Origin of the sequence: Saccharopolyspora montiporae (assembly GCF_015209505.1) — a bacterium.
Taxonomy (GTDB): Bacteria; Actinomycetota; Actinomycetes; order Mycobacteriales; family Pseudonocardiaceae; genus Saccharopolyspora; species Saccharopolyspora montiporae.
Genome location: NZ_JADEYC010000023.1, coordinates 1 through 25,234, shown reverse-complemented (window position 1 = coordinate 25,234; position 25,234 = coordinate 1). Strand labels below are relative to the sequence as shown.

The 25,234-nt window shown below is 71.5% G+C and carries 25 protein-coding genes; 11 read left to right on the top strand and 14 right to left on the bottom strand.

Annotated features, from left to right (window positions below; translation table 11 throughout):
* Positions 1–4 precede the first annotated feature (4 nt).
* A complete protein-coding gene (locus IQ251_RS14350; protein WP_193929080.1) occupies positions 5–421 on the top strand; it encodes a DUF4288 domain-containing protein in 417 nt (138 codons plus the stop codon).
* Between the two features lie 55 nt (positions 422–476).
* Positions 477–1,916: a GuaB1 family IMP dehydrogenase-related protein gene (locus IQ251_RS14345; RefSeq protein ID WP_193929079.1), complete on the top strand. Its 1,440-nt coding sequence runs from the start codon at positions 477–479 to the stop codon at positions 1,914–1,916.
* Positions 1,917–1,961: 45 nt separating this feature from the next.
* Here IQ251_RS14345 and phoH2 read toward each other — a convergent pair whose 3' ends face one another.
* Complete coding sequence (gene phoH2, locus IQ251_RS14340) at positions 1,962–3,326, bottom strand: RNA 5'-3' helicase PhoH2 (protein WP_193929078.1); 1,365 nt, start codon at positions 3,324–3,326, stop codon at positions 1,962–1,964.
* 689 nt (positions 3,327–4,015) lie between these two features.
* Between phoH2 and IQ251_RS14335 the strand changes: the two genes are divergently transcribed.
* Together IQ251_RS14335 and IQ251_RS14330 are read left to right on the top strand one after the other, a co-directional pair.
* Positions 4,016–4,264 (top strand): hypothetical protein, encoded by a 249-nt coding sequence (locus tag IQ251_RS14335; RefSeq protein ID WP_193929077.1) that lies wholly within the window; start codon positions 4,016–4,018, stop codon positions 4,262–4,264.
* A gap of 277 nt (positions 4,265–4,541) precedes the next feature.
* Positions 4,542–4,790, top strand: a complete 249-nt coding sequence (locus tag IQ251_RS14330) for a hypothetical protein (RefSeq protein WP_193929076.1) — start codon at positions 4,542–4,544, stop codon at positions 4,788–4,790.
* 99 nt (positions 4,791–4,889) lie between these two features.
* Here the strand turns inward: IQ251_RS14330 and IQ251_RS14325 are convergent, their stop codons facing one another.
* On the bottom strand, positions 4,890–5,666 hold the full coding sequence (locus tag IQ251_RS14325) for an isoprenyl transferase (protein ID WP_193929075.1): 777 nt from the start codon (positions 5,664–5,666) through the stop codon (positions 4,890–4,892).
* Between the two features lie 294 nt (positions 5,667–5,960).
* On the opposite strand from IQ251_RS14325, the gene trhA reads away from it, so the two are divergent.
* Positions 5,961–6,638 (top strand): PAQR family membrane homeostasis protein TrhA, encoded by a 678-nt coding sequence (trhA, locus tag IQ251_RS14320; protein WP_370591404.1) that lies wholly within the window; start codon positions 5,961–5,963, stop codon positions 6,636–6,638.
* Positions 6,639–6,654: 16 nt separating this feature from the next.
* Here the strand turns inward: trhA and IQ251_RS14315 are convergent, their stop codons facing one another.
* The 4 genes from IQ251_RS14315 to mca all read right to left on the bottom strand — a co-directional run bounded on the left by IQ251_RS14315 (position 6,655) and on the right by mca (position 10,529).
* A complete protein-coding gene (locus tag IQ251_RS14315; RefSeq protein ID WP_193929074.1) occupies positions 6,655–7,164 on the bottom strand; it encodes a GNAT family N-acetyltransferase in 510 nt (169 codons plus the stop codon).
* 62 nt (positions 7,165–7,226) lie between these two features.
* Positions 7,227–9,248 carry a thioredoxin domain-containing protein gene (locus IQ251_RS14310; protein ID WP_193929073.1) on the bottom strand — a complete coding sequence of 674 codons (2,022 nt, stop codon included), beginning with the start codon at positions 9,246–9,248 and terminating at the stop codon, positions 7,227–7,229.
* Between the two features lie 58 nt (positions 9,249–9,306).
* Positions 9,307–9,651 (bottom strand): hypothetical protein, encoded by a 345-nt coding sequence (locus tag IQ251_RS14305; RefSeq protein ID WP_228046907.1) that lies wholly within the window; start codon positions 9,649–9,651, stop codon positions 9,307–9,309.
* Positions 9,648–10,529: a mycothiol conjugate amidase Mca gene (mca, locus tag IQ251_RS14300; RefSeq protein ID WP_193929072.1), complete on the bottom strand. Its 882-nt coding sequence runs from the start codon at positions 10,527–10,529 to the stop codon at positions 9,648–9,650. Before mca ends, IQ251_RS14305 begins: the two co-directional genes overlap by 4 nt.
* A 200-nt stretch (positions 10,530–10,729) precedes the next feature.
* Here mca and IQ251_RS14295 point away from each other — a divergent pair, with 200 nt between their 5' ends.
* Both IQ251_RS14295 and greA read left to right on the top strand, forming a co-directional pair.
* The gene (locus tag IQ251_RS14295) at positions 10,730–11,170 is read left to right on the top strand and encodes a DUF4307 domain-containing protein (protein ID WP_193929071.1); all 441 of its coding nucleotides are present in this window, start codon (positions 10,730–10,732) and stop codon (positions 11,168–11,170) included.
* Between the two features lie 188 nt (positions 11,171–11,358).
* Positions 11,359–11,847, top strand: coding sequence for a transcription elongation factor GreA (gene greA / locus IQ251_RS14290; RefSeq protein ID WP_193929070.1), 489 nt, complete (start codon positions 11,359–11,361; stop codon positions 11,845–11,847).
* An 89-nt stretch (positions 11,848–11,936) separates the two neighbouring features.
* Here the strand turns inward: greA and IQ251_RS14285 are convergent, their stop codons facing one another.
* A complete protein-coding gene (locus IQ251_RS14285) occupies positions 11,937–12,431 on the bottom strand; it encodes an Lrp/AsnC family transcriptional regulator (protein ID WP_193929069.1) in 495 nt (164 codons plus the stop codon).
* Between the two features lie 267 nt (positions 12,432–12,698).
* Between IQ251_RS14285 and hppD the strand changes: the two genes are divergently transcribed.
* The gene (gene hppD / locus IQ251_RS14280) at positions 12,699–13,844 is read left to right on the top strand and encodes a 4-hydroxyphenylpyruvate dioxygenase (protein WP_228046937.1); all 1,146 of its coding nucleotides are present in this window, start codon (positions 12,699–12,701) and stop codon (positions 13,842–13,844) included.
* A 141-nt stretch (positions 13,845–13,985) separates the two neighbouring features.
* Here hppD and ilvA read toward each other — a convergent pair whose 3' ends face one another.
* Positions 13,986–15,197, bottom strand: coding sequence for a threonine ammonia-lyase (gene ilvA / locus IQ251_RS14275; RefSeq protein ID WP_193929067.1), 1,212 nt, complete (start codon positions 15,195–15,197; stop codon positions 13,986–13,988).
* A gap of 239 nt (positions 15,198–15,436) precedes the next feature.
* Here ilvA and IQ251_RS14270 point away from each other — a divergent pair, with 239 nt between their 5' ends.
* Positions 15,437–15,682, top strand: coding sequence for a hypothetical protein (locus IQ251_RS14270; protein ID WP_193929066.1), 246 nt, complete (start codon positions 15,437–15,439; stop codon positions 15,680–15,682).
* A gap of 7 nt (positions 15,683–15,689) precedes the next feature.
* Here the strand turns inward: IQ251_RS14270 and IQ251_RS14265 are convergent, their stop codons facing one another.
* The 3 genes from IQ251_RS14265 to IQ251_RS14255 form a co-directional block, all read right to left on the bottom strand.
* Complete coding sequence (locus IQ251_RS14265; protein WP_193929065.1) at positions 15,690–16,829, bottom strand: cystathionine gamma-synthase; 1,140 nt, start codon at positions 16,827–16,829, stop codon at positions 15,690–15,692.
* Positions 16,830–16,969: 140 nt separating this feature from the next.
* On the bottom strand, positions 16,970–18,058 hold the full coding sequence (locus IQ251_RS14260) for a hypothetical protein (protein ID WP_193929064.1): 1,089 nt from the start codon (positions 18,056–18,058) through the stop codon (positions 16,970–16,972).
* Between the two features lie 156 nt (positions 18,059–18,214).
* Entirely contained in the window at positions 18,215–19,582 is a 1,368-nt protein-coding gene (locus IQ251_RS14255; RefSeq protein ID WP_193929063.1) for a cystathionine beta-synthase, read from the bottom strand.
* Between the two features lie 173 nt (positions 19,583–19,755).
* On the opposite strand from IQ251_RS14255, the gene IQ251_RS14250 reads away from it, so the two are divergent.
* Together IQ251_RS14250 and IQ251_RS14245 are read left to right on the top strand one after the other, a co-directional pair.
* Complete coding sequence (locus IQ251_RS14250; protein ID WP_193929062.1) at positions 19,756–20,679, top strand: SGNH/GDSL hydrolase family protein; 924 nt, start codon at positions 19,756–19,758, stop codon at positions 20,677–20,679.
* Positions 20,680–20,871: 192 nt separating this feature from the next.
* The gene (locus IQ251_RS14245; RefSeq protein WP_193929061.1) at positions 20,872–22,092 is read left to right on the top strand and encodes an acetyl-CoA C-acetyltransferase; all 1,221 of its coding nucleotides are present in this window, start codon (positions 20,872–20,874) and stop codon (positions 22,090–22,092) included.
* A 77-nt stretch (positions 22,093–22,169) separates the two neighbouring features.
* Here the strand turns inward: IQ251_RS14245 and IQ251_RS14240 are convergent, their stop codons facing one another.
* The 3 genes from IQ251_RS14240 to IQ251_RS19795 form a co-directional block, all read right to left on the bottom strand.
* Positions 22,170–22,958, bottom strand: coding sequence for a Bax inhibitor-1/YccA family protein (locus IQ251_RS14240; protein ID WP_193929060.1), 789 nt, complete (start codon positions 22,956–22,958; stop codon positions 22,170–22,172).
* A gap of 286 nt (positions 22,959–23,244) precedes the next feature.
* The gene (gene yidC / locus IQ251_RS14235) at positions 23,245–24,330 is read right to left on the bottom strand and encodes a membrane protein insertase YidC (protein ID WP_193929059.1); all 1,086 of its coding nucleotides are present in this window, start codon (positions 24,328–24,330) and stop codon (positions 23,245–23,247) included.
* 183 nt (positions 24,331–24,513) lie between these two features.
* Positions 24,514–25,234 (bottom strand): hypothetical protein (locus tag IQ251_RS19795; protein WP_228046904.1); only part of this gene is annotated, 721 nt, incomplete at its 5' end.

The following is a 25,234-nucleotide window of genomic DNA, read 5'->3' as shown; positions in this document are numbered from 1 at the left end:
GGCCATGAGCAGCGACGACCTCGACGGGGCCGGTTCGATCAACATCGGCTCCGGCAGCATCGACCCGCGCGACTTCCAAGCGCAACAGGTCTCGGCCCGGGCCGAGCACTACCTCGCGGTGCTGGTGCACGAATCCACATCGGAGGATCCCGGGCACGTGCCGTTCTACGAGGAGTCGTTCGTGCTGATCAAGGCCGAGTCCCAGCAGGAGGCCGCGGAGAAGGCCACCTCGTTCGGCAAGCAGCAGGAGGCCAGCTTCGACGACGAGCAGCACCGGCCGGTCACCTGGAAGCTCAAGCAGGTCGTCGAGGTCAAGCCGCTGGAGGACGACACCTTCGACGACGGCAGCGAGCTCTACAGCCGCTTCTTCCGCAACTACGAGGCGTACCGGGGCATGGACCCGATCACCGAGGACGAGTGAGGGCACGGTCCCGACTGCGGGCCGAGGGCTTGCCGGATCCGTATCGTGGTGCCACGTGCGGTTCTTGAACGGGCAGCAGCCCACCACAGACCTGACCTACGACGACGTCTTCCTCGCTCCCGCGCGTTCCGACGTGGAGTCGCGGTTCGACGTGGACCTGTCCACCGACGACGGCGCGGGCACGACGCTGCCGCTGGTCGTGGCCAACATGACGGCCGTGGCCGGTCGGCGGATGGCCGAGACCGTGGCGCGGCGCGGCGGGATGGTGGTCCTACCGCAGGACGTCGACCCGACCGCGGTCGCCGAGATCGTGGCCTGGGTCAAGGCGCGGCACCCGGTGTGGGACACCCCGCTGGTGGTGCACACCGATGACGCGGTGGCCGACGCGCTGAACCTGCTGCCGAAGCGGGCGCACGACGCGGTGGTGGTCGTGGACGGCCACCAGCGCCCGATCGGCGTCGTCGACGAGGCCGCCTGCACCGGGGTGGACCGGTTCACCCGCGTCGGCGAGGTGGCCGACCGGCAGCCGGTGGTGCTGCCGCTGCTGACCCAACCGCGGGAAGTGTTCGAGCAGCTGGACAAGCAGGGGCGGCGCGTCGCGCTGGCCGTCGACGACGCCGGTGAGCTGGCCGGGATCATGACCGCCCGCGCCGCGCTGCGCGCCGAGATCTACACCCCGGCGCTGGATTCGACCGGGCGGCTGCGCATCGCCGCGGCCACCGGGGTCAACGGGGATGTGGCGGCCAAGGCGGCAGCGCTGCGCGAGGCCGGGGTGGACGCACTGATCGTGGACACCGCGCACGGGCACCAGGACAAGATGCTGGCCGCGCTGCGCGCCGTGCGCTCGGCCGAGCCGCGGGTCCCGGTGGTGGCCGGCAACGTGGTGACCGCGACCGGGGTCCGCGATCTGGTGGAAGCCGGGGCGGACATCGTCAAGGTCGGCGTCGGTCCGGGCGCGATGTGCACGACCCGGATGATGACCGGGGTGGGCAGGCCGCAGTTCTCCGCCGTCGCCGAGTGCGCCGAGCAGGCCCGCGAGCTGGGCAAGCAGGTTTGGGCGGACGGCGGGGTCCGCCACCCGCGCGACGTCGCGTTGGCGCTGGCGGCCGGTGCGGCGTCGGTGATGGTCGGCTCCTGGTTCGCCGGCACCTACGAATCCCCCGGTGACCTGCAGCGCGACGAACACGGCGACTTCTACAAGGAGTCCTTCGGGATGGCTTCCAAGCGGGCGGTCTCGGCCCGCACGCGCACCGACGGCTCGTTCGACCGGGCGCGCAAGGCGCTGTTCGAGGAGGGCATCTCCAGCTCGCGGATGCGGCTGGACCCGCAACGCCCTGGGGTCGAGGACCTGCTGGACGAGATCAGCTCCGGCCTGCGTTCCTCGTGCACCTACGCGGGCGCGCGCACGCTCGCCGAGTTCCACGAGCGCGCGGTGGTCGGTATCCAGTCCGCGGCCGGGTTCGCCGAGGGGCGTCCGCTGCCGACCGGCTGGTGAGGCGGGCCCGCCCCGTCCCGGACGAGGACGGGGCGGGTGCCGACGTCAGCCGAACTCACCTTCCAGCATCTCGGTGACCAGCGCCGCGACCGGGGAGCGCTCCGACCGGGACAGCGTGATGTGCGCGAACAGCGGATGCCCCTTGAGCTTCTCGATGACCGCGGCCACCCCGTCGTGCCTGCCGACCCGCAGGTTGTCCCGCTGCGCCACGTCGTGCGTGAGCACCACCCGCGAGTTCGCGCCCAGCCGGGACAGCACGGTCAGCAGCACGTTGCGCTCCAGCGACTGCGCCTCGTCGACGATGACGAACGAGTCGTGCAGCGAGCGCCCGCGGATGTGCGTCAGCGGCAGGACTTCGAGCATCCCGCGCTCCATGACCTCGTCCAGGACGTTCTCGCTGACCAGGGCCCCCAGCGTGTCGAACACCGCCTGCGCCCAGGGCTGCATCTTGTCGTTCTCCGAGCCGGGCAGGTAACCGATCTCCTGCCCGCCGACCGCGTAGACCGGGCGGAACACGACGATCTTGCGGTGCTGGCGGCGCTCCAGCACCGCCTCCAGCCCCGCGCACAGCGCCAGCGCCGACTTGCCGGTGCCGGCGCGGCCGCCCATGGAGAGGATCCCGATCTCCGGGTCCAGCAGCATGTCCAGCGCGATGCGCTGCTCGGCCGAGCGCCCGTGCAGCCCGAACACGTCGCGATCGCCGCGCACCAGGCGCACCTGCTTGTCCGCGTCCACCCTGCCCAGCGCGCTCTGCGAACCAGCCAGCAGCCGCAGACCCGTGTTGGCGGGCAGCTCGCGCGCCTGCTCCAGATCGGCCGCACCGGTCTTGAACAGCGCGTCGACCTCCTCCGGTGCCACGTCCACATCGGCCATCCCGGACCAGCCGGAGGAGATCACGTCCTGCGCGCGGTACTCCTCGGCCTCCAAGGCCACCGCGGCGGCCTTGACCCGCAGCGGCATGTCCTTGGTGACCAGGGTGACCGCACTGCCCTCCGCGGCGAGGTTGAGCGCACAGGCCAGGATGCGGGAGTCGTTGGACTCGGTGCGGAAGCCGGGCGGCAGCACCTGCGGGTCGGAGTGGTTCAGCTCGACGTGCAGGGTGCCGCCGGCCTCGCCGATCGACACCGGAGCATCCAGGCGTCCGTTGCGGATGCGCAGGTCGTCGAGCACGCGAAGTGCTTCCCGGGCGAACCACCCGAGCTCGGCGTGGTGGCGCTTGCCTTCCAACTCGCTGATCACCACCACCGGCAGCACCACGTTGTGCTCGGCGAATCGGGACATCGCCCACGGGTCGGACAGCAGCACCGAGGTGTCCAGCACGTAGGTGCGGACCCCGATTCCGTCGGTGGGCGCGGAGTCGGCACCGGTGTCCGGGGCCTCCGCTGGATGCTGGGAACGTCGTGTGGTCACGGCTACTCCCTCGCGGGCGTGGCGCGCACACCCGCTCGTCGGCGGGCCGGGCCTGCCCCTGCCGAGCCGAGGGCCGGACCAGCTGGTCCGCCGCGGCCGCGCAGGGCCGGGCACCGGCCCCCGCGACTCAGGTGGGCGGTGTTCCGCCCGCTCCAGCCAACAGCCACGACCAGGGCCTCCCGGACGGGCCAGATACGGACTTGCTGCGACGGCCCGTCACCGCGAACGCTACCGGCCATGATCGGGTCGCGGCAGGCAGCCGGACAGGTGATTCAACGGGTGTTCGTCCGGTGTTCCCAGCCCGGCCGCGTCCGTGCTGATCAGCGCCCTGCTCCCCGGTGCCGCACCGGACGCGCCCGCATCGGCACCGGTCCCGGGTCCGCGCACCCGCCGGCGCGGGCACGCCCGGTGATCATCCCGCTGCGCTACCCGGGTGAAATGCCCCCGGGCGGAACGTCCCGGAAGGGGAACCGGGAAAACGACCGAGCAATTCCGGTACCCACCGGTTCAATTGCCGTCGCAACATTCTTTCCGGACGACGTGCCGGTTGATCACACAATGGTGGTAGGAAACTGTCGTTCCGCGTCGATCGACCGCTAGGTTTCCCGCGAGTGCTCGCCCGGACCTCTGGGGTGCGCAGCCGGGAATGTCGAGTGCTCGCTCTGTCCCATCCAACAAGGAGCAATCAAGTGCTGAAGAAAGCAGCGATCGTCGTCGGCGCCTCCGCGGGCCTGATGGCCCTGGCCCCGATCGCCAACGCCGACAGCGCGGGCAACGAGGGCGTCAACCTGCTCAACGACGACAACATCAGCGCGGTGCCGGTGCAGTTGTGCAACAACGACATCGCCGCGGTCGGTGCCGTCGTCCCGGTGCTGTCGCCGAGCCAGGCCGAGTGCGTCAACGCGCCGCTCGTCGACCACCCCAGCTCGCAGAGCTGATGCGCGACCGGCCGCACCGGCCGGGAATCGGAGCCGAAAGGAGCGCCGGGAAGACCCGGCGCTCCTTTCTTCGCGTGCAATTCCGGAACGATTTCCCCGGGTCATCGACGAGCACAAAATTCCCGATCACACGATGGTGGTACACGATTTGGGAACAACAAGTCGACCCGGGTAGTTTCCAGCCGGAACTCGCCGGAGTGATCACCACCTCGTCCGGTCGACCGGAGCGCGAGGTGCTGCTGGCGAATACCGCGGTAATCAAAGGAGAGTGAAGCAAGTGCTGAAGAAGACCGCCGTTCTCGTCGGTGCCGCCGCCGGTCTGATGGCCCTCGCCCCCGTTGCGAACGCTGACAGCGCGGACAACGACGGCGTGAACGTGCTCAACGACAACAACCTGAGCGTGCTGCCGGTCCAGGCGTGCAACAACGACATCGCGGTGCTCGGCGCCGTCGTGCCGGTGCTGTCGCCCAGCGAGGCCGAGTGCACCAACGCGCCGGTCGTGGACCACCCCAGCTCGGAGAGCTGAAGCGCGGGGTAGATCCGCGCGGGGCCGGGCGGTCCCGCGACGCGTTCCACCCAGGGGCCAGATCCGCAGGGTCTGGCCCCTCTTCGCGCGCGCATCCGGTCAGCGGCCGATCCGCCGGTGCCGGATGGCGTAGTCGCGCATCGCGCGCAGGAAGTCGATGCGCCGGAACGCGGGCCAGTACGCCTCGCAGAACCAGTACTCCGAGTGCGCCGACTGCCAGAGCATGAACCCGGACAGCCGCTGCTCACCGGACGTGCGAATCACCAGATCCGGATCGGGCTGCCCCGAGGTGTAGAGGTGCTCGCTGATGTGGTCGACAGTGAGCTGCTCGGCGAGCTCCTCGATACCGGCGCCGGACTCGGCCTGCTGCTGCAGCAACTTGCGCACGGCGTCGGTGATCTCCTGCCGGCCGCCGTAGCCGACCGCCACGTTGACCTGCATCCCCGGCCGACCCTCGGTGCGCACCGCCGCGGTGGAGAGCTGGGTGGCGGTCTCGGCGGGCAACAGGTCAAGGGCACCGACGATGCGCACCCGCCACGGCTTGCCGGGCTCGGTGAGCTCGTCGACGACACCGGTGATGATCTCCAGCAGCGCGTCCAGCTCCTCGCTGGTGCGGTTGAGGTTGTCCGTGGACAGCAGCCACAGGGTCACGACCTCGACATCGGACTCCGCGCACCAGTTGAGCAGCTCGGCGATCTTGCGCGCGCCCGCGCGGTGTCCGAAGGCCGCGTCCAGCCCGGCTTCCTTGGCCCACCGGCGGTTGCCGTCCAGGATCACGCCCACGTGCCGGGGCTGCTGCAAGCCGTCGAGCTTGCGGCGCAGCCGCCGCTCGTAGACGTTGTAGATGAGTTCCTTCAGCCGAACCTTGAGCGCCACGCCGGACGAGAGTACGCGGAACACGCCGCAGCCCGGTGCCCGCCTCGGCGGGCCCGAGTGACGATCACCACGTCCGCACCGGACTCGGCGCCGGGAGGTGTCTGCCCAGCGGACGGGCCCGCGCGGGCGCGCAGCGGAGCTGACCAGGCAGGAGATCCCCGGCGACCGCGCACCGGACGTTCCGGACGAACCTTCCGCCGCGGACGGCGGCACACCCCCGGAGTGTCGTGCGCCACTCCGCCACCCGGGTGCTGCGGGTGAACGCACAACCTACGGTCCCGTAACCTCGGCGCCGTGACTAGCGCCCTCTCACATCGCCACGCGCACGCGATCGTCAAACCGAGGATGCGCGGCTGGATCCACTTCTGGTCCCTGCTGGTCTCCGTCGCCGCGGGGGCGACGCTGATCACCCTGGCCGCAGCGACCGTGTCCGCTCGCGCCGCCGTCGGCACCTCCGTCTACGTGATCACGGTCCTCGGACTGTTCGGCGTCAGCGCGCTGTACCACCGCAAGACCTGGAAGACCGTGGACGCGCGCACCTGGATGCGGCGGCTGGACCACTCGATGATCTTCCTGTTCATCGCGGGTACCTACACGCCGTTCGCGATCATGGCCATGCAACCGACCACCGGGATCGTGGTGCTGTCCGTGGTCTGGGGCGGAGCGCTCGGCGGAGTGGCGCTCAAGCTCGCCTGGCCGAACGCGCCGCGCTGGGTCGGGGTGCCGGTGTACGTCGCGCTCGGCTGGGTCGCGGTGTTCGTGCTGCCCGACCTGCTGGAGAACGCGGGGGTCGCCGCACTGGTCCTGCTGCTGGTGGGCGGCGCGCTGTACACCCTCGGCGCGGTCAGCTACGCGACTCGCAAACCCGACCCGTGGCCCGCGACGTTCGGTTACCACGAGTTCTTCCACTCGGCGGTGTCCGCAGCAGCCCTCTGCCACCACGTGGCGATCTGGCTGGCGCTGTACGCGTGAGGAACCGGCGCGGGGTTCAGGACGCGGGACGCAGCATGCACACGCGCTGCTCCAGGTCGAAGCCGTGCTCGGCCTCGGTGGCCAGCAGGTACGCGAGTCCCGGGCCGAGCTCCTCGGTGCTCAGCTCGCGGAACCCCAGCCGCTGGTAGTACGGCGCGTTCCACGGCACCTGCCGGAAGGTGATCAGGCTCAGCGCGGGAAGCCCCGCGGCCAGGGCGAGTTCGCCGAGCCGGTCGAGGAGCATGCTGCCCACACCCCGGCGCGCGTGATCGGCGTGCACGCTCAGCTGCGCCACGTGGATGCGATCGTCCACCACGTCGAGCACCGCATAGCCCGCCGGCACGTCGTCCGCGCCCACGGCGACCCATGCGCGCCCGCTGCGCTGGTACGCAGCGAGCAGATCGAGGCTCAGCGGCGGATCGTCGGCGATCTCCGGCATCCCGATGTCCCGAAAGACCGCGCCCGCGGAGACCTCGATCTCCTGCAGGCGCGGCAACTCCTCGGCACGCGCGGCGCGGATGTGCATCCGGCCAGTCCAGCAGAGAACGGGCCGCGCGCGCCGCCCGGAATCGGGCGGCAGGACGCAGATCACATCGCCAGCAGTTCGTCCAGCTCAGCGGGCGAGGTGACCGGGCGGTCGCAGACGTACCCGCGGCAGACGTAGGCCGCGGCCGAACCGCCCACCAGTCCGCGCCCTTCGAGCAGCGGCAGGTCCGGCGCCTCCGGTTCTCCGGCCACGACCACGGCGCCACCCGGTGCCCGGCGGCGCGCGGTGCCGATCAGCTCCTGCCGGTCCTCCGCGGATCCGGCGACGGCCACCTGCAGCGGTCCGTGCGCGCGGGCCTCGGCGGCGCTGAGCCAGTGCCCGGCGAACCGGCTCGCCCGCTGCACGAGCAGCCCGGCCCGGGACAGCGCCTGTTCAGCGGCGGTGCGGTAGCTGCCGGACACCTCCGGACCGGCCAGCGCCGATGCGGTGAGCAGCGCGGAGGCCACTGCGGACGCCCCGGCCGGCGTGACGTTGTCCGTCGGGTCGGACGGTCGGCGCACCAGGGCTTCCGCATCCGCCGCCGTGTCGAAGAAGGCACCGGCGTTGTCCGGATCGGTGAACTCCGCCAGCGCGGTCCCCAGCAGGTCGCAGGCGTGGCGCAGCCAGCGGTGCTGCCCGGTCGCCTGGTGCAGCGCGAGCAGCCCCTCGGCCAGGCAGCCGTAGTCGTCCAGCACCCCGGCGGCATCGCCGACCGCACCGTTGCGCGACGTGCGGCGCAGCCTGCCCTCGACGAGGTGCACCTGCACCAGCAGCTCCCCGGTGCGCACCGCGGCGTCCAGCCAGGCCGGTTCGTCCAGCGCCTGCGCGGCCTCCACCAGCGCGGTGATCGTCAGCCCGTTCCACGCGGTCACGACCTTGTCGTCCACATCCGGCTGCGGCCGGCGGTCCCGGGCCTGCAGCAGGGTCTCCCGGACGCGCTGCCAGCGGGCCGCGTCCCGCGGATCCTGCCGGAGCTGGAGCGTCGAGGCACCGTGCTCGAACGTCCCGCTGGCGGTGACCCCGAACAGCTCAGCGGCCCACTCGCCGTCCTGCTCGCCCAGCACCTCGGTCAGCTGCTGCGGCGTCCAGACGTAGGTGAGCCCTTCGACGCCCTCGGTGTCCGCGTCGAGCGAGGCCGCGAACCCGCCTTCCGGGGTGCGCATGTCGCGCAGCAGGAATCCGGCGGTCTCCCGGGCGATGCGCTCGGCGAGGGCGTCACCGGTGCTGCGGGCCAGGTGCGCGTAGGCGCGCAGCAGCTGCGCGTTGTCGTAGAGCATCTTCTCGAAGTGCGGCACGATCCAGGAGGCATCCACCGAGTAGCGCGCGAACCCGCCCGCGAGCTGGTCGTAGATCCCGCCGCGGGCCATCGCCGCGCAGGTCGCCTGCGCCAGCTCCAGCGCGGTGCGCCCGCTCCCGGTGTCCCCGATGCGCTCCCGGTGGCGCAGCAGGAATTCCAGCACCATCGAGGGCGGGAACTTGGGCGCGTCCCCGAAACCCGCGTTGTCCTCGTCGAATTCGGCCTGCAGCCGGGAAACGGCCCCGGCGATCACCTCGTCGTCCAATGTGGACTCAGGTAGCGCGGTGCGCTGCGCGGACAGCTGCTCGACGATGCGGGCCGCCGCACCGCGCACCTCGGAGCCGCGCCCGGTCCACGCCTCGGCGACAGCCTGCAGCACCTGGCGGAACGTCGGCATCCCGGGCATCGGCTGCGCCGGGTAGTAGGTGCCGCAATGGAACGGCTCGCCGTCCGGGGTGAGGAAGCAGGTCATCGGCCAGCCGCCCTGACCGGTCATCGCCTGCGTCGCCTCCAGGTACACGGCGTCGACGTCCGGGCGCTCCTCGCGGTCCACCTTGATGTTGATGAAGTTCTCGTTCATCAGCCGCGCGGTCTCGGCGTCCTCGAACGACTCGTGCGCCATCACGTGGCACCAGTGGCAGGCCGCGTAGCCCACGGACAGCAGCACCGGCACGTCCCGCTGCCGCGCCTGCTCGAACGCTTCGGACGACCACGGCCACCAGTCGACCGGGTTGTCGGCGTGCTGCAGCAGGTACGGACTGGTCGCGTCCACGAGCCGGTTCGCCATGCACCCAGCGTCCCACCGCCCCGCGGCAGGCGCACCCACCCGGGGGATCAGCCGCCGCCTAGGTGTCGCCGGAACTCTTGTCCCGGCCCGGGGATTCGGTGCTCCCGGGCTCGGTGCCCGCTCCCCCGCCGACCGGGTCGGCGTCCTGGCCGTCCGGGTCGGCGTCCGCCGTGGCGCGCGCCGGGGCCGCGGCGTCGGCCTTGCCCTGGTCGAAGTTCACCGGGAGCCGCTTGAGGTGCTTGGTCATCGACCGCACCAGCAGGACGATCGAGATCGCGAACACCACCAGCAGCAGCAGCCCCACCGGCGAGGACTTGCCGAAGTCCTCGCCCTGCCCGCCCGGGTCGTCGGACGGGCCGAAGCCCTGCGCCAGCACGAGGCCGACGGTCTCCTGGACACTCATGCGCACACCTTCTCCTGCACGCCGGAGAACAGGTCCTCCTCCGGCAACGTGGTGTCGACCAGCGAACGGACCAGCTCGTAGTCCTCCGTCGGCCACAGCCTGCGCTGCATGTCGGCCGGAACCGCGAACCAGCGGCTGTTCGGGTCGATCTGGGTCGCGTGGGCGCGCAACGCGTCGTCGCGCACCTCGAAGTAGTCACCGCACTCGACCCGGGTAGTCACCCGCGCGTTCGGGTCGGGGCGGGAACCGTCCCACTTGGCCAGCCACTCGCCGTACGGCGAGTCCATCCCCTCCGCGAGCAGCCCCTCGTGGAACAGCTCCATGCGCTTCCGGGAGAAGCCGTGCGAGTAGTAGAGCTTCAGCGGCTGCCAGGGCTCGCCGACGTCCTGGAACAGCTCCGGGTCGCCGGCCGCGTCGAAGGCGGCGATCGAAACCTCGTGGCAGCGCACGTGGTCCGGGTGCGGGTAGCCGCCGTTCTCGTCGTAGGTGATCAGCACGTGCGGGCGGAACTCGCGCACCACCTGGACCAGTTCACGGGTGGACTCCTGCGGATCGACGGTGGCGAAGCAGCCCTCCGGCAGCGGCGGGAGCGGATCCCCTTCCGGCAGCCCGGAGTCCACGAAACCGAGCCAGCGGTGCTGCACGCCCAGGATCGCGGCCGCCTCGGCCATCTCCTTGCGCCGGACCTCCGGCAGGTTCGCCACCACGTCCGGACGATCCATGGCCGGGTTCAGGATGCTGCCGGCCTCACCTCCGGTGCAGGTGACGACCATCACGTCGTGCCCCTCGGCCACGTAGCGCGCGGTCGTCGCCGCACCCTTGCTGGCCTCGTCGTCCGGATGCGCGTGCACGGTCATCAGCCGCAGCCCATCAGCCATCGCCCGGTCGTCCTCCCACTCGCAACAGCACTACACGACACCCCGGCCCCGCTGCACGGCCGCAGGACATCCCGGGGATACTCAACGTGGACGTCGGCCCCCATTGTTCCCGGTGGGCTCGACACCGACGGCAACGGCCCCGGGTGCGGTGCGGTGGAGTGACCCGGCCTACACCCGCACGACTCCCACGGAGGAACGCGGTGACCCAGCAGCAGCCCCTCGGCGACCGGTACGGGTCGCGCGGGCGCACCCGGCGCCGCCACCCGGCGCTGCGCTGGGCGCTGTTCACCGCGGTCCTGGTGGCCCTGGTCGGCGGGACGCTCGTCGCCTACAACAACCTCGGCACCCAGCCGATCGAGGGCGACCGGATCACCTACGACGCCGTCGACGAGCACACGCTGCGCCTGGCGATCGAGGTCCAGCGGGACGACCCGCAGCGCCCGGCCGCCTGCGTGGTGCGCGCCCGCGGCGGGGCGGGCGAGGAAGTCGGCCGCAAGGAGGTCCTGGTCCCGCCGACCGACGGAACCTTCCGCCTGGAAACGGAATTGCGCACGACCTACGAGGGCAAGTCCGGCGAGGTTTACGGCTGCACTTACAACGTCCCGGAATATTTGTCCACCCACCTACGGCCAACCGGGTGAAGACTGTCCCTGCACGCCGGACGCCGGAAAATTCCCCGGTCCCGGCGTGACAATTCGTGCTATTGTCGAATAACAGCACGGCCCCGCGCGGGCCGTGTTTTTCCGTTCCTGGCCGCAACCTGCACACCGGGGCGGGACGAAGTTGGCCCGCGAGAGGGCGGAGCCGCAGTCGACGAGGAGTGGTGACCGTGAGCGAGACCCAGGTGACCTGGCTGACCCAGGATGCTTACGACCGGCTCAAGGGTGAGCTGGACGAGCTCGTCGCCAACCGCCCGGTGATCGCCTCGAAGATCAACGAGGCCCGGGAGGAAGGCGACCTGCGGGAGAACGGCGGTTACCACGCCGCCCGGGAAGAGCAGGGCCAGATGGAGTCCCGCATCCGCCAGCTCCAGGAACTGCTGCGCACCGCCAAGGTGGGCGACATCCCGACCGAATCCGGGGTCGCCAAGCCGGGCTCGGTGCTGACCGTGCGCTTCGACGGCGAGGACGAGACCGAGCAGTTCCTGCTGGCCACCCGCGAAGAAGGCGCGCACGGCGACATCGAGGTGTACTCGCCGAGCTCCCCGCTGGGCCAGGCCCTGCTCGACGCCAAGGAGGGCGAGACCCGCGAGTACGAGCTGCCCAACGGCGGCACGATGAAGGTGACCCTGGTCAAGGCGGAGCCCTTCACCGGCTGACGCACCGCTGGCCCGGCGCGCGCCGGGCGCACACCGACGTCGGCGGCGCGGGTACCCGGTGGGGTGCCCGCGCCGCCTTTCTGCGCAGGTCAGTCCGTATCGGCGAGTCGTTCCAGCAGCGGCCGCACCCGCGGGCGCACCGGGGTGGACAGCGCGATCGAGGTCGACGTGCGCAGCACACCGGAGATGCCGACGATCTCGTCGATCACCCGCTGCAGGTCGTCGTTGGACCGCGCGACCACGCGCACGAACAGATCGCCCTGCCCCGTCGTGGCGTGCACCTCGCACACCTCGCCCACGGCGGCCAGCCGGTCCGCCACCGACCCCCGCCTGCCCTGGGCGATCTCCAGCACCGCGAACGCGGTCAGCCCGTAGCCCAGCGCGGCCAGGTCCAGTTCGGGCGGGAATCCGGCCAGCGCACCGCGCCGGATCATCCGATCCAGCCGCGCCTGCACGGTCCCGCGGGCAACGCCCAGGCGCCGCGAGCACTCCAGCACGCCCAGCCGCGGCTCGTCGGACAGCAGCAGCAACAACCGCGCGTCCAGTGCGTCGAGGCCGGGTCCGTCCTCGGTTCGCCCGTACATGACCACCCCGCTCACCCGGCCGGCGCAGCGCGACCCCGGCGCTGGGCAGGCTGCCCGGCCACCGCTCGGCCCGTCCGGCCCATGCTGGACAACCTGCACAGCCGATTCAACCCCGGTTGCCCGTCGCGCACCGCCCGCGCACGCTGTCGCCACCATCGCGACCAACGGGGAGGACTCGTGACCAGGCCCGTCGACCAAACAGGACCCGTCGACCAAACAGGACCCGAGGATCGGGCCCGCAGGCTCGACGACGTCACCTACGACCAGCTGCGCGCGCTGGTCGGGCTCGTCGAGCACGACGACACGCGCGATCCGTTCCCGGTCCGGGCCTTGGACGCCGTGGTGTTCACCGTCGGCAACGCCACCCAGGCCGCGCTGTTCTACCAGGCCGCGTTCGGCATGGAACTCGTCGCCACCACCGGCCCCGAGCAGGGCAACCGCGACCACAAGGGCTTCGTGCTGCGCTCCGGATCGGCGCGGTTCGTGCTGCGCGGGGCCGTCGATCCGGACAGCCCGCTGGCCGACCACCACCGCAGGCACGGCGACGGGGTGACCGACTTGGCCCTGCAGGTGGCCGACGTGGACCGCTGCGTCGAGCACGCCCGGGCGAACGGCGCGCAGGTGCTCGACGAGCCGCACGACATCACCGACGAGCACGGCACGGTGCGCATCGCGGCGATCGCCACCTACGGCGACACCCGGCACACGCTGCTGGACCGCACCGGCTACCAGGGGCCGTACCTGCCCGGGTACACCGCCGCCGCATCCGGCTTCCGCAAGCCGGCCGACGCGCCGAAGCGCCTGTTCCAGGCGGTGGACCACTGCGTGGGCAACGTCGAACTCGGCGGCATGGACCACTGGGTGGCGTTCTACAACCGCGTGCTGGGTTTCGCGAACATGGCCGAGTTCGTCGGCGACGACATCGCCACCGAGTACTCGGCGCTGATGAGCAAGGTCGTCTCCAACGGCAACCACCGGGTCAAGTTCCCGCTCAACGAACCCGCCGCGGGCGAGCGCACCTCGCAGATCGACGAATTCCTGCAGTACTACCGCGGTCCGGGCTGCCAGCACATCGCACTGGCCACCGGGGACATCATCGGCGCGGTGACCGCGATGCGCCGGGCCGGACTGGAGTTCCTCGCCGCGCCGGACACCTATTACGACGATCCTCAGCTGCGCGAACGCATCGGCGAGGTCCGGGTGCCGATCGAGACCCTCAAGCAGCACGGCGTGCTCGTGGACCGCGACGAGGACGGCTACTTGCTGCAGATCTTCACCAAACCGGTGGGCGATCGACCGACCGTCTTCTTCGAACTGATCGAGCGGCACGGTTCGCTGGGCTTCGGGAAGGGCAACTTCAAGGCGCTTTTCGAGGCGATCGAGCGCGAGCAGGAGCTGCGCGGCAACCTGTGAGCGCCTGCGGGCGCGGCCACGGTCCCGTGCCGCGCCCGCACATCCGCCACCGGCCGGGCGGCCAGCGGCGGAAGAAGTCCTTCCCGGAACCATTCTGCGCCGGAGGACATCCGCATTCGGATATCCGAGGAAATGCGCGGTTCAGCGCGCGGCGACAATTGTGAAGCCGGCGGATTCCAGTTGTTCGACCACCGATTCCCGGTGTTGCGGTCCGCGCGTTTCCAACGACACCTGCACGTCCACCTCGCCCAACTCCAACGCCCCGGAGATCCGGGAATGCGCGATATCGAGCACGTTCGCGTTGCCCTCCTGCAGCCGGCCCAGCAGGCCCGCCAACGCGCCGGGTCGGTCCGGTAGCCGCACCTGCAGCGAGAGATAGCGCCCGGCCGCGGTCATCCCGTGCTGGACCAGCTGCAGCAACAGGAGCGGATCGATGTTGCCGCCGGACAGCACTGCGACCGCGGGCCCGGCCAGCCGTTCCGAGTGCTCCAGCAGCGCCGCGACCGCAGCCACCCCGGCGGGCTCGACGACCAACTTCGCCCGCTCCAAGCACAGCAGCAGCGCCTGGGACAGCGATTCCTCGCGCACGGCCAGCACATCGTCGACCAGCTCGGACACGTGCGCGAAGGTGACCGGCCCGGGTGCGCCCACCGCGATCCCGTCGGCCATCGTGGTCGCCGACTGCAGCCGCACCGGCTCCCCCGCCGCCAGCGACGGGGGCCAGGCGGCCGCCTGCGCGGCCTGCACGCCGACGACGCGGACGTGCGGCGCGCGTGCCCGCACCGCGGCGGCGACCCCGGCCACCAGACCTCCGCCGCCGGTCGGCACCAGGATCGTGCGCACCCCGGGCAGCTGGTCCAGGATCTCCGCACCCACCGTCCCCTGGCCCGCGATGACGTCCGGGTGGTCGAAGGGGTGGATGAACTCGGCCCCGGTCTCGGAGGCGTAGGCCTCGGCCGCGGTCAGCGTCTCCTCCAGCGGTCCGCCGCACAGCCGGACCTCGGCGCCATAGGCGCGGGTCGCGGCGAGCTTGGGCAGCGGAACCCGCTCCGGCATGAACACGGTGGCCCGGATGCCCAGCAGCTGCGCCGCCAGCGCCACGCCTTGCGCGTGGTTGCCCGCGCTCGCGGCCACGACGCCGGCCGCGCGCTGCGCCGGATCGAGCCCGCACAGCCGCACGTACGCGCCGCGCAGCTTGAACGATCCGGTGCGCTGCAGGTTCTCGCACTTGAGGTGAACAGGTGCGCCGAACTGCTCGGCCAGCACCCGCGTGTGCTCCAGCGGAGTCCGCCGCGCCACACCGAGCAACTGCTCCCCGGCGGCGCGGATGTGTTCCAGGCCGATCAGCCGCATGGCGCAATCGTGCCACCGCGTACCCCCGGATGAGACCCGAACGCAGCGCAGGACGCCTGCCGCCGATCGGGTGACGCGGCATCGGTGCGCCCGGGGCGCGGAACCGGAAGACGGTGTGCCGGGCCGGTTGGCGGTAGTCTCAGCGCACCGGGATTCCCGGATTCTCCCGACCGGACCCGGGGTTTCCCGCCGACCGGGCGCCCGACGCAGGGCTGTCCCGCCGACACCGGGGAGGAAGCATGCCCGCGCGCACCTCCACCAGCAGCGCCCTCGCGACCGGTTTCGCCGGTGCCGTGCTGCTGACCGGCACAGCGGTGCTCGCGGTGCTGCACGCCGGGTGCGACGACCCCGGCGCCTTCCTCCCGCGGGACGGGGCGGTGGAGCTGGTCGGCGGCTGCCTGCGCAGCGACGACCTGCCGGTGGTGCCCGGTGAGTCCGGCCCCGCCGAACTCCCGGACGGCTCCGACCCGGCCGTGCAGCGCTGAGCCGCGCTCAGCCGAGCGCGTCGAGCAGGTCGTCGACCAGGTCGCCCGGTTCCTCGATGCCCACCGACAGGCGGACCAGGTCCGCGGGCACCTGCAGCATCGATCCGGCGGTGCTGGCGTGCGTCATCTGCCCCGGGTGCTCGATGAGCGATTCGACGCCGCCCAGCGACTCCGCCAGCGTGAACAGCCGGGTACGCGCGCAGACCTCCAGCGCCGCCTGCTCGCCATCGGCGTGCGTGAACGAAACCATCCCGCCGAACCGGGACATCTGCTTGGCCGCGACCTCGTGACGCGGGTGCGCGGGCAGGCCCGGGTAGAAGACGCGGGACACCTTGGGATGACCCTCCAGCGCGGCCACGATCCGCTCGGCGTTGCTGCTGTGCCGATCCATGCGCACCGCCAGCGTCTTCGCCCCGCGCAGGGTCAGCCAGGCGTCGAACGGTCCGGGAACCGCACCGGCGCTGTTCTGCAGGAAGGCGATCTGCCCGGCGAGCTCCTCGTCCGAGGTGACCACCGCACCGCCGACCACGTCGGAGTGGCCGCCGAGGTACTTCGTCGTGGAGTGCACAACCGCGTTCGCGCCGAGCTCCATCGGCTGCTGCAGGTACGGCGAGGCGAACGTGTTGTCCACGACGAGCCGCGCCCCGGATTCCCCGGCGAGCTGGGCGAGCGCGGCGATGTCGGCGATGTTGAGCAGCGGGTTGGTCGGTGTCTCGACCCAGATCAGCTTGGTGTTCGGCCGCAGCGCGGCGCGAACGGAGTCCACATCGGACAGCTGCGCGGGCGTGTGGTCCACGCCCCACTCGGTGAACACCTTGTCCACCAGCCGGAACGTCCCGCCGTAGGCGTCGTCCGGGATCACCATGTGGTCGCCGGGGCGCAGCGAGGCCCGCAGGACCGCGTCGGTGGCGGCCATGCCCGAACCGAACGCCCGACCGAACCGCGCGCCCTCCAGCGAGGCCAGGCACTCCTCCAGCGCGGACCGGGTGGGATTGCCGGTGCGCGAGTACTCGAAACCGGCCCGCTGCCCGCCGACGCCGTCCTGGGCGTAGGTCGAGGTGGCGTGGATCGGCACGATCACCGACCCGGTGGCCGGGTCTGCCTCCTGGCCCGCGTGGATGGCGCGGGTGGCGAATCCGTCACTCATGTGCAGCAGCGTACGGGCTCGGGGCGCGGTCGCAGATTCGGGCCGCGCCCGAACACAGCAGCGCCCCGCCCGCGGATGGCGGACGGGGCGCTGAGGTCACTGCGCTGCGTTGCAGGCCGCACCGGTGGAACCTGCGGCGGTCACCACTGCGGCGGCTGCTGCTGCCCCGGAGGCGGGAATCCGCCCTGCTGCGGGGGCTGCTGGCCGAACCCCTGCTGCGGCTGGCCACCGAACTGCTGCGGGGGCTGCTGCCCGCCGAAGCCCTGCTGCGGCTGCTGGCCGAACTGCGGGGGCTGCTGGCCGAACGGCTGCTGCGGCTGGCCGAAGCCGCCCTGGCCCGGGCCGCCGAAACCACCGGGCGCGGGCGCACCGGCCTTGGTCTGCATCCCGCGCGTGGTGGACGGCAGCCACCACAGCGTGATGATCGCAGCACCGATCAGCAGCGTGATGATGCCGGCGGCCATCCCCATGATGAGGTTGATGAGCCCGCCGAGAACGCTGATGCCGGACATCACGGTCAGCATGATCCGGGCCCACTGCTTGCCCTGGCCGCCGAACCAGGCGCCGGTGAACCACAGGCCGGCCCCGATCAGCGAGAACAGCAGCGTCATGATCCCGGCACCCGGGAGGAGCGACATCATCGAGATGCCGCCGACGACTCCCCCGAGCAGCGCGAGCCCGGCGAGGATGAACGTCACCCACTGGGCCGCGGGCAGCGTGCCCACATCACCCTGACCGGGCTGGCCGAAGGCGCCGCCGGGTGCGGGGGCGCCGAAGCCGCCCTGCGCCTGCGGCGGTGGGAAGCCGCCACCCGGAGTGCCCGGCTGCTGGAACCCACCGCCCGGCGTACCGGGCTGCTGGAAACCTCCCGGCTGACCGGGCTGCTGCTGCGGGGGCTGAGCCGGGAAGCCACCGGGCTGGCTCTGCGTCCCCGGCTGCTGGTACATCGGCTGCGCCGGCTGCATGGACGGCGGCACGACCGAGGTCGCGTCACCGCCGCCCGGGCCGCCCTGGCCGGGCTGCTGGTACATGGGCTGCCCACCCTGCCCGGCAGGCGGCACCACCTGCGTGGAGTCGCCGCCGGCGGGCTGCTGGTTCGGGGGCTGAGCCGGTCGAACGACCTGGGTCGCGTCACCGCCCTCGGCGCCCTGGCCGGGGCTCGGCTGGTCACCGGCTCCCTGCGGCTGCTGATCCTGCTGCCCACCATCGGGCGGCTGCGGAGAGCTCATCGGTTTGTCCTACTCCCTGGCGTGGGTCGTGACGTCCCGCGCGGACCGCGTCCTGCGCCGGGCGCGCTGTCTTCGTGCGTGGGCTGGCGTGGCGCCGGTGCCCACGCTAGCTGATCGTTTCGGCACTCAGTTGCGATCCACCCGAATCCACCGCTTTCAGCGGCCGGCGATGAAACCGAGCACGTCCTGCCGGGTCACCACACCGGCGGGCTTGCCGCCGACCAGCACCATCGCGCCGTCGGCGTGGGCCAGCGAGCGCAGCGCGACGCTGATCTCCTCACCCGCCCCGATCGTCGGCAGCGACCGCGACATGTGGTCCTCCACCCGGTCGGCCAGGTTGACCGAACCGCCGAACAGCCCGTCCAGCAGCTCGTGCTCGTGTACCGCCCCGACCACCTCGGCGGCCATGATCGGCGGTTCCGCGCTGACCACCGGCATCTGCGAGATGCCGAACTCGCGCAGGATCGCGACCGCCTCGGCCACCGTTTCGTTCGGGTGCACGTGCACGAGCTCGGGCAGCGTGCCGTCCTTGCGGCGCAGCACGTCCCCGACCGAACGGCCGGTGTGGTCCGGGGACAGGAAGCCGTAGGAGGCCATCCAGGAGTCGTTGAAGACCTTGGTGAGGTAGCCCCGCCCGCCGTCGGGCAGCAGCACCACGACCACGTCGTCCGGCTCGGCGCGCTCGGCGACCTGCACCGCGGCCGCCACCGCCATCCCGCACGAGCCGCCGACGAGCAGGGCTTCCTCCCTGGCCAGTCGGCGGGTCATCTGGAACGAGTCGGCGTCGGACACCGGCACGATCTCATCGCAGACCTCGCGGTCGTACGTGGTCGGCCAGAAGTCCTCGCCGACGCCTTCCACCAGGTAGGGGCGGCCGCTGCCGCCGGAGTACACCGAGCCCTCCGGATCGGCGCCCACGATGCGCACCCGGCCGTCCGAGATCTCCTTGAGGTAGCGGCCGGTGCCGGAGATCGTGCCGCCGGTGCCGATCCCGGCCACGAAGTGCGTCACCCGCCCGCCGGTCCGCTCCCAGATCTCGGGACCGGTGGAGCGGTAGTGCGATTCCGGGTTGGCCGGGTTGGAGTACTGGTCGGGTTTCCAGGCGCCGTCGATCTCCTCGACGAGCCGGTCGGAGACGCTGTAGTAGGACTCCGGGTGCCCCGGTGGTACCGCGGTGGGGCACACCACGACCTCGGCACCGTAGGCGACGAGCACGTTGCGCTTGTCCTCGCTGACCTTGTCCGGGCAGACGAACACGCAGCGGTAGCCCTTGCGCTGGGCGACCATGGCCAGTCCGACACCGGTGTTGCCGGAGGTCGGCTCGACGATCGTGCCGCCCGGGCGCAGCTCCCCGGACTCCTCGGCCGCCTCGACCATGCGCAGCGCGATGCGGTCCTTGACGCTGCCGCCCGGGTTCAAGTACTCGACCTTGGCCAGCACCGGAACACCGCTCACGGCGATCGTGCCCAGCCGCACCAGCGGGGTATCGCCCACCAGATCGACCACATGCTCGGCGTAGTCCACGTCCTGCCCCCGATCCTGTAGTCGGCGTGTGTCCCGCCGAGCCTAAACTGCTGATCAGCCGCCGACCCACGCGGTCGCGCGCACGACACACCGGCGGGAAGGCCGATCGCGGCGCCGAGGGCGCTGCGGGACCATCTGGCGACCGCCGGTGCCCGGCAGAACAGGAGTGGCGCATGATCGGGGCGAGGGCCCTCCGGCTGGCGATCCTGGCGGCCGGAACCGCCGGTGGCCTGTCCGGCGCCGCCTACGGCCTGCTCAACGGCCAGTCCCGGCATGCCCGGCGGATCATCGGACCGCCGGCTCGCGAACCGCTGTGCGCCGACGGGGTGCACTTGCCCACCGGCCTCGGACCGGTGCCCCGGCAGGACCTGACCACCGGCGCCGAGCCGCTGGAACTGGCGGTGCTCGGCGATTCCTCGGCCGCCGGGCTGGGGGTGGATTTCCCGGACGAGCTGCCCGGGGTCCGGCTGGCGCGGGGCCTGGCCGCCGAGATCGAGGTGCCGGTGGCGCTGACCACCCGGGCGATCGTCGGCACGACCTCGCAGGGGCTGGCCGAGCAGGTCGACGCCGTCTCGGCCCACCCGCCACAGCTGGTGCTGATCATCGTCGGGGCCAACGACGTGACCTCCAAGCTCGGCGTCGCGTCCAGCGCCGCGCTGCTCGGCGATGCCGTGCGCAGGCTCACCGCGCAGGGGGTGGCCGTGGTGGTGGGCACCTGCCCCGACCTGGGCGCGATCCGGCCGATCCCGCAACCGCTGCGTTCGATCGCCAGCAGGTGGAGCCTGGCGCTGGGCCGGGCGCAGCGCACCGCGGTGGAGGCCGCGGGCGGGTACGCGGTACCGCTGGCCGACCTGCTGTCCCCCGAGTTCCTGACCCGCCCCGCGGAGTTCTTCAGCACCGACCGGTTCCACCCCTCGGCGGCGGGCTACGAGGCCGCGGCAACCCTGCTGCTCCCGGTGATGTGCACGGCGCTGGGCCAGTGGCGCGGCGGTCCGCTGCCCGCTGCGCCGACCAGGTCCTCCGCGGCGGAGGCGCGGCGGCCGACCAGCCGGATCGTGTCGCGGATCAACCGGACCCTGCATCGCGGCGGGGACTGAACCGACTCAGTGGGACAACGCATTTCCCCAGGTGGGAACGTGTGATACTGAATGGTCGGTTGGCGGCGCCGCCCGGTGACCGCGATCACGGCCAAGATTGCCCGGGCAGCCCTAGAGTGACCGGTGAACAGGCGATGCCGTCCGGTGCGCGCCGCCCCGGGTCCGCGACCGGAGCGAACGAAGGAGTTCCCGATGCCCGAAGCTGTCATTGTCGCCACCGCGCGTTCGCCCATCGGCCGCGCCGGCAAGGGGTCGCTGGTCGGCCTGCGGCCGGACGACCTCACCGCGCAGATCGTGCAGGCCGCGCTGGCCAAGGTGCCCGAGCTCGACCCCGCCGAGATCGACGACCTGATGCTGGGCTGCGGACTGCCCGGCGGCGAGCAGGGCTTCAACATGGCCCGCGCGGTCTCCGTGCTGATGGGCCACGACCACCTGCCCGGCACCACCGTCACCCGGTACTGCTCGTCGAGCCTGCAGACCAGCCGGATGGCCCTGCACGCCATCAAGGCCGGCGAAGGCGACGTGTTCATCAGCGCCGGCGTCGAGATGGTGTCCAGCTACGCCAAGGGCAACTCGGACAGCCTGGACGACACGCGCAACCCGCTGTTCGACGAGGCCCGCGACCGCACCCAGCGCACCGGCGAACAGGGCGCCGACTCCTGGACCGACCCGCGCGAGTTCGACGCGCTGCCCGACGTCTACATCCCGATGGGCCAGACCGCGGAGAACCTAGCGCTGCTCAAGGGGATCGGCCGCGACGAGATGGACGAGTTCGGTGTCCGCTCGCAGAACCTCGCCGAGAAGTCCATCGCCAACGGCTTCTGGGAGCGGGAGATCACCCCGGTCACGACTCCGTCCGGCCAGGTCGTCAACACCGACGACGGCCCGCGCGCCGGGGTGACCAAGGAGGGCGTGTCCGGGCTCAAGCCGGTATTCCGCCCGGACGGGCGGGTCACCGCGGCGAACTGCTGCCCGCTCAACGACGGTGCGGCCGCACTGGTCATCATGAGCGACACCAAGGCGAAGCAGCTCGGGCTGACCCCGCTGGCCCGGATCGTGTCCACCGGTGTGTCCGGGCTGTCCCCGGAGATCATGGGGCTCGGCCCGGTCGAGGCGTCCAAGCAGGCGCTGGGCCGCGCGGGCATGGGCATCGGCGACGTCGACCTCGTGGAGATCAACGAGGCGTTCGCCGCGCAGGTCATCCCGTCCTACCAGGACCTGGGCATCCCGCTGGAGAAGCTCAACGTCAACGGCGGCGCGATCGCGGTGGGCCACCCGTTCGGCATGACCGGTGCCCGGATCTCCACAACGCTGATCAACTCGCTGCAGTGGCACGACAAGCAGTTCGGCCTGGAGACCATGTGCGTCGGCGGCGGCCAGGGCATGGCCATGGTGCTCGAACGGCTCAGCTGACCCGGTAGTCGACAAGAACGGGGCGGGAACGGATCGATCCGTTCCCGCCCCGCTTCAGCTGCGCGCTGCGGCGCGCGTCAATCCTGGTTCAACATGCTGAACAGGCGCAGGAACTCGATGTAGAGCCACACCAGCGTGGTCATCAGCCCGAAGGCGATGTACCAGGACAGCTTGGCATCCGCGCCGCCCTTGATCGCCTTGTCCGCGGCGTCGAAGTCCAGCAGGAAGCTGAACGCGGCGATACCGATGCACAGCAGGCTGAACGCGATGCCGAGCGGTCCGGCCTGGCGCAGGCCGAGTCCGCCCTCCATGAAGAAGCTGGCGAGCAGGTTGACCAGCATCAGCACCGCGACACCGGCCACCGCGCCGATGATCCACTTGGTCAGCTTCGGCGTGACGCGGATCGCACCGGTCTTGTACACGACCAGCATGGCCGCGAACACGCCCACGGTGCCCGCGACGGCCTGCATGATCACCCCGGTACCGAGCCCGGACAGCTGGCCGAACAGGTAGCTGATCCCGCCGAGGAACACACCCTCCACGAGGGAGTAGGCGATGACCAGGCCCGGGCTCACCTTCTTCTTGAAGATGATGACCAGCGAGATCACGAACCCGATCAGCGCTGCGGGCAGCGCGAGGCTGATGAGCGGCCCACCGACGACGAAGGTCGCCGTCCCGGTCAGCACCGCGAGCCCGAGGGTGATCGCGGTCTTGGTCACCACGTCGTCGATGGTCATCGGACGACTGGTCTGCGGCGGCGCGGTCTGCGCCTGGCCGGCCGGGGCGCCCCCGCGGCCGTAATCGAAGTTCGCGTAACCGCCGCCGCTCGGCAGGTTACGGAACGCGGGGTTGCTCGAAGTGCGCAACTCATCCTCCTGGGCGTGTCTGCGCCGTCACGGGTGCCAACGATCGAGCGCAGCGATCGGTTCCCGCTCGGTAAACGCCGACTTTACCGTTCTTCGCCCGGCAGGCCCAGCACACCCGCCCGAGCGGAATCCCGGTCGCGCCGCCGGGTGGGGTTCCCGCCTCGCGACCGGCGGCGACGCCTCGGCCCCGCGCCGGCCGGCCCGGGGCGTGAGCCGGAACCCCTGCGACACACATCACGGCCCCTCCCGAACGCGCGGAAGGGGCCGTGCACGCCGGCGGGTCTGCCTATCGTCGCTTCTTGCTCTTCTTCGCCGAAGCCGCCTGCTTGCCCGGGCGGTTCTTCTGCTGGTTCTTCTTGCCGCCCGGCTTCCCGCCACCGGGCCGCTGCCCGTTGCTCGGCTTGGCCCCGGGCTGGGGCTTGGATCCGGCCGCCGCGGTCTCGGCGCCCTCGACGCCCTCGTCCTCCGCGGCCTGCTCAGCGTCGTCGGTCCTGCCCTGCTTGGGCTTCTGCCCGGGCTTGGGCCGCGGGACCGCCTTCTTCGCCTCGATCTCCCGCTCCCGCTCGCGCTCCTGCTCGCGGTCGATCTTCTTGGTCAGCAGGTGCTGCTGGCCGAGGGTCCAGACGTTGTTGGCCAGCCAGTAGAGCAGCACCGCGATCGGCAGCACCCAGCCGGAGACCAGCGCGCCGATCGGGGCGACGTACATCATGAACTTGGCCATCATCGCGGACTGCGGGTTGGCCATCGCCGCATCGGTCTGCTTGCGCATCGACATGCGCATCGTGTAGTAGGTCGCCACCGACGCGATGATCATCAGCGGCACGCCGACGATGATCATCGACGTGCGGTCGGTGCCGAACGCCGCGAGATCCTCGGCAGGCTGCGTGATCCAGTTCGACAGCTTCGCGCCGAAGATGCTCGCGTCGACGAACGACCGCACGCCTTCGGCGTCGAACACGTAGTTCTGCTGCGCACCCGGCTGGAAGCTGCGCAGCACGTGGAACAGGCTCAGGAAGACCGGGATCTGCAGCAGCGCGGGCAGGCAGCCGCCGAGCGGGCTGACCCCGTGCTCGGACTGCAGCTTCTGCATCTCCTGCGCCTGGCGCTGGCGATCGCCCTTGTACTTCTCGCGCAGCTTCTGGATCTGCGGGGCGAACTTCTGCATCTTGCGCGCCGAGCGGATCTGGCTGATCGCCGGCTTGAGCAGCACCACGCGCAGCGTGAAGACCAGGAAGAACACGGACAGCGCCCAGGCGAAGCCGTTGTCCGGCCCGAGCACGAAGCCGAAGACCTTGTGCCAGAACCACAGGATCGCCGACACCGGATAGAGGATGAATCCGAAAAAATCAGCCACGCAGCATCTCCTGGTCATCGCCCGGTCACGTACCGGGCCGCCCCGCGGGCGCACCTGCACCGGCCGCGCCGGGAACGCACCGGCCCCGACCGGCCCTCACCAGGGTGCCATTACCCAGCCCCGACCGGACGAGCACCCCCGCCCGTCCGGCGTGCGCATCCGTGCGCGGGATCGGCCGCAGCGACCCCGCGCAGGGATGCGTCAGCGGGTCAGCGCCCGCGCCACGATCCGTCCGCCGAACAGGTAGATGAGCGCGGCGAGCCCGTAGTTGAGCACCACACCGATCGTCGCGTCCCCGGGGGTGAACACGTCCCCGAGCCCGAACACGAAGAACTTCGCCACCGAGTACGCGAAGGAGACGAAGCCGTTGTCCTGGTTGGCACCGCTGACCACGAAGACGACGTGCAGCACGAACATCAGCGAGATCAGCGCGGTGCCGATCTGCACGGTCCGGCCGATGCTGTCCGCGCTCGGGCCGCGGAAGCGTTCGCTGAACCCGCGCCGCGGTTCCCTGCGCCGGCCGCGGTCCTCATCGCCCCAGCTCGGGCTGCGGTCCAGGTCCCAGTCCGGATCCCGGCGCTCGCGGGGACGCTCGCGGACCGGCTCGCGGTAGGTGTCCCGCGGAGGCCGGTCGTCCTCGGGCGGCGGGCGATCCCACTCGTCGTACGGATCCGGGTCCCGGCGCGGATCGGGCTCGACGTCCGCCGGGTCCAGGGCGGCCTGGATGCGGGTCGGGGGCTGGCGCGGCGGTTCCGCAGGCGGGCCGGGCGGCATCGGCTGCCCAGCGCCGGGTGGCTGCTGGCCCGCAGGTGGAACACCCGCGCCCGGTGGCGGGCCGGGCGGCTGGCCACCGGGACCGTGCGGCGGTTGCGGCGGCATCGGCCGATGCGGCGGCGGCCCGGGCGGAGCTGCACCGGGCGGC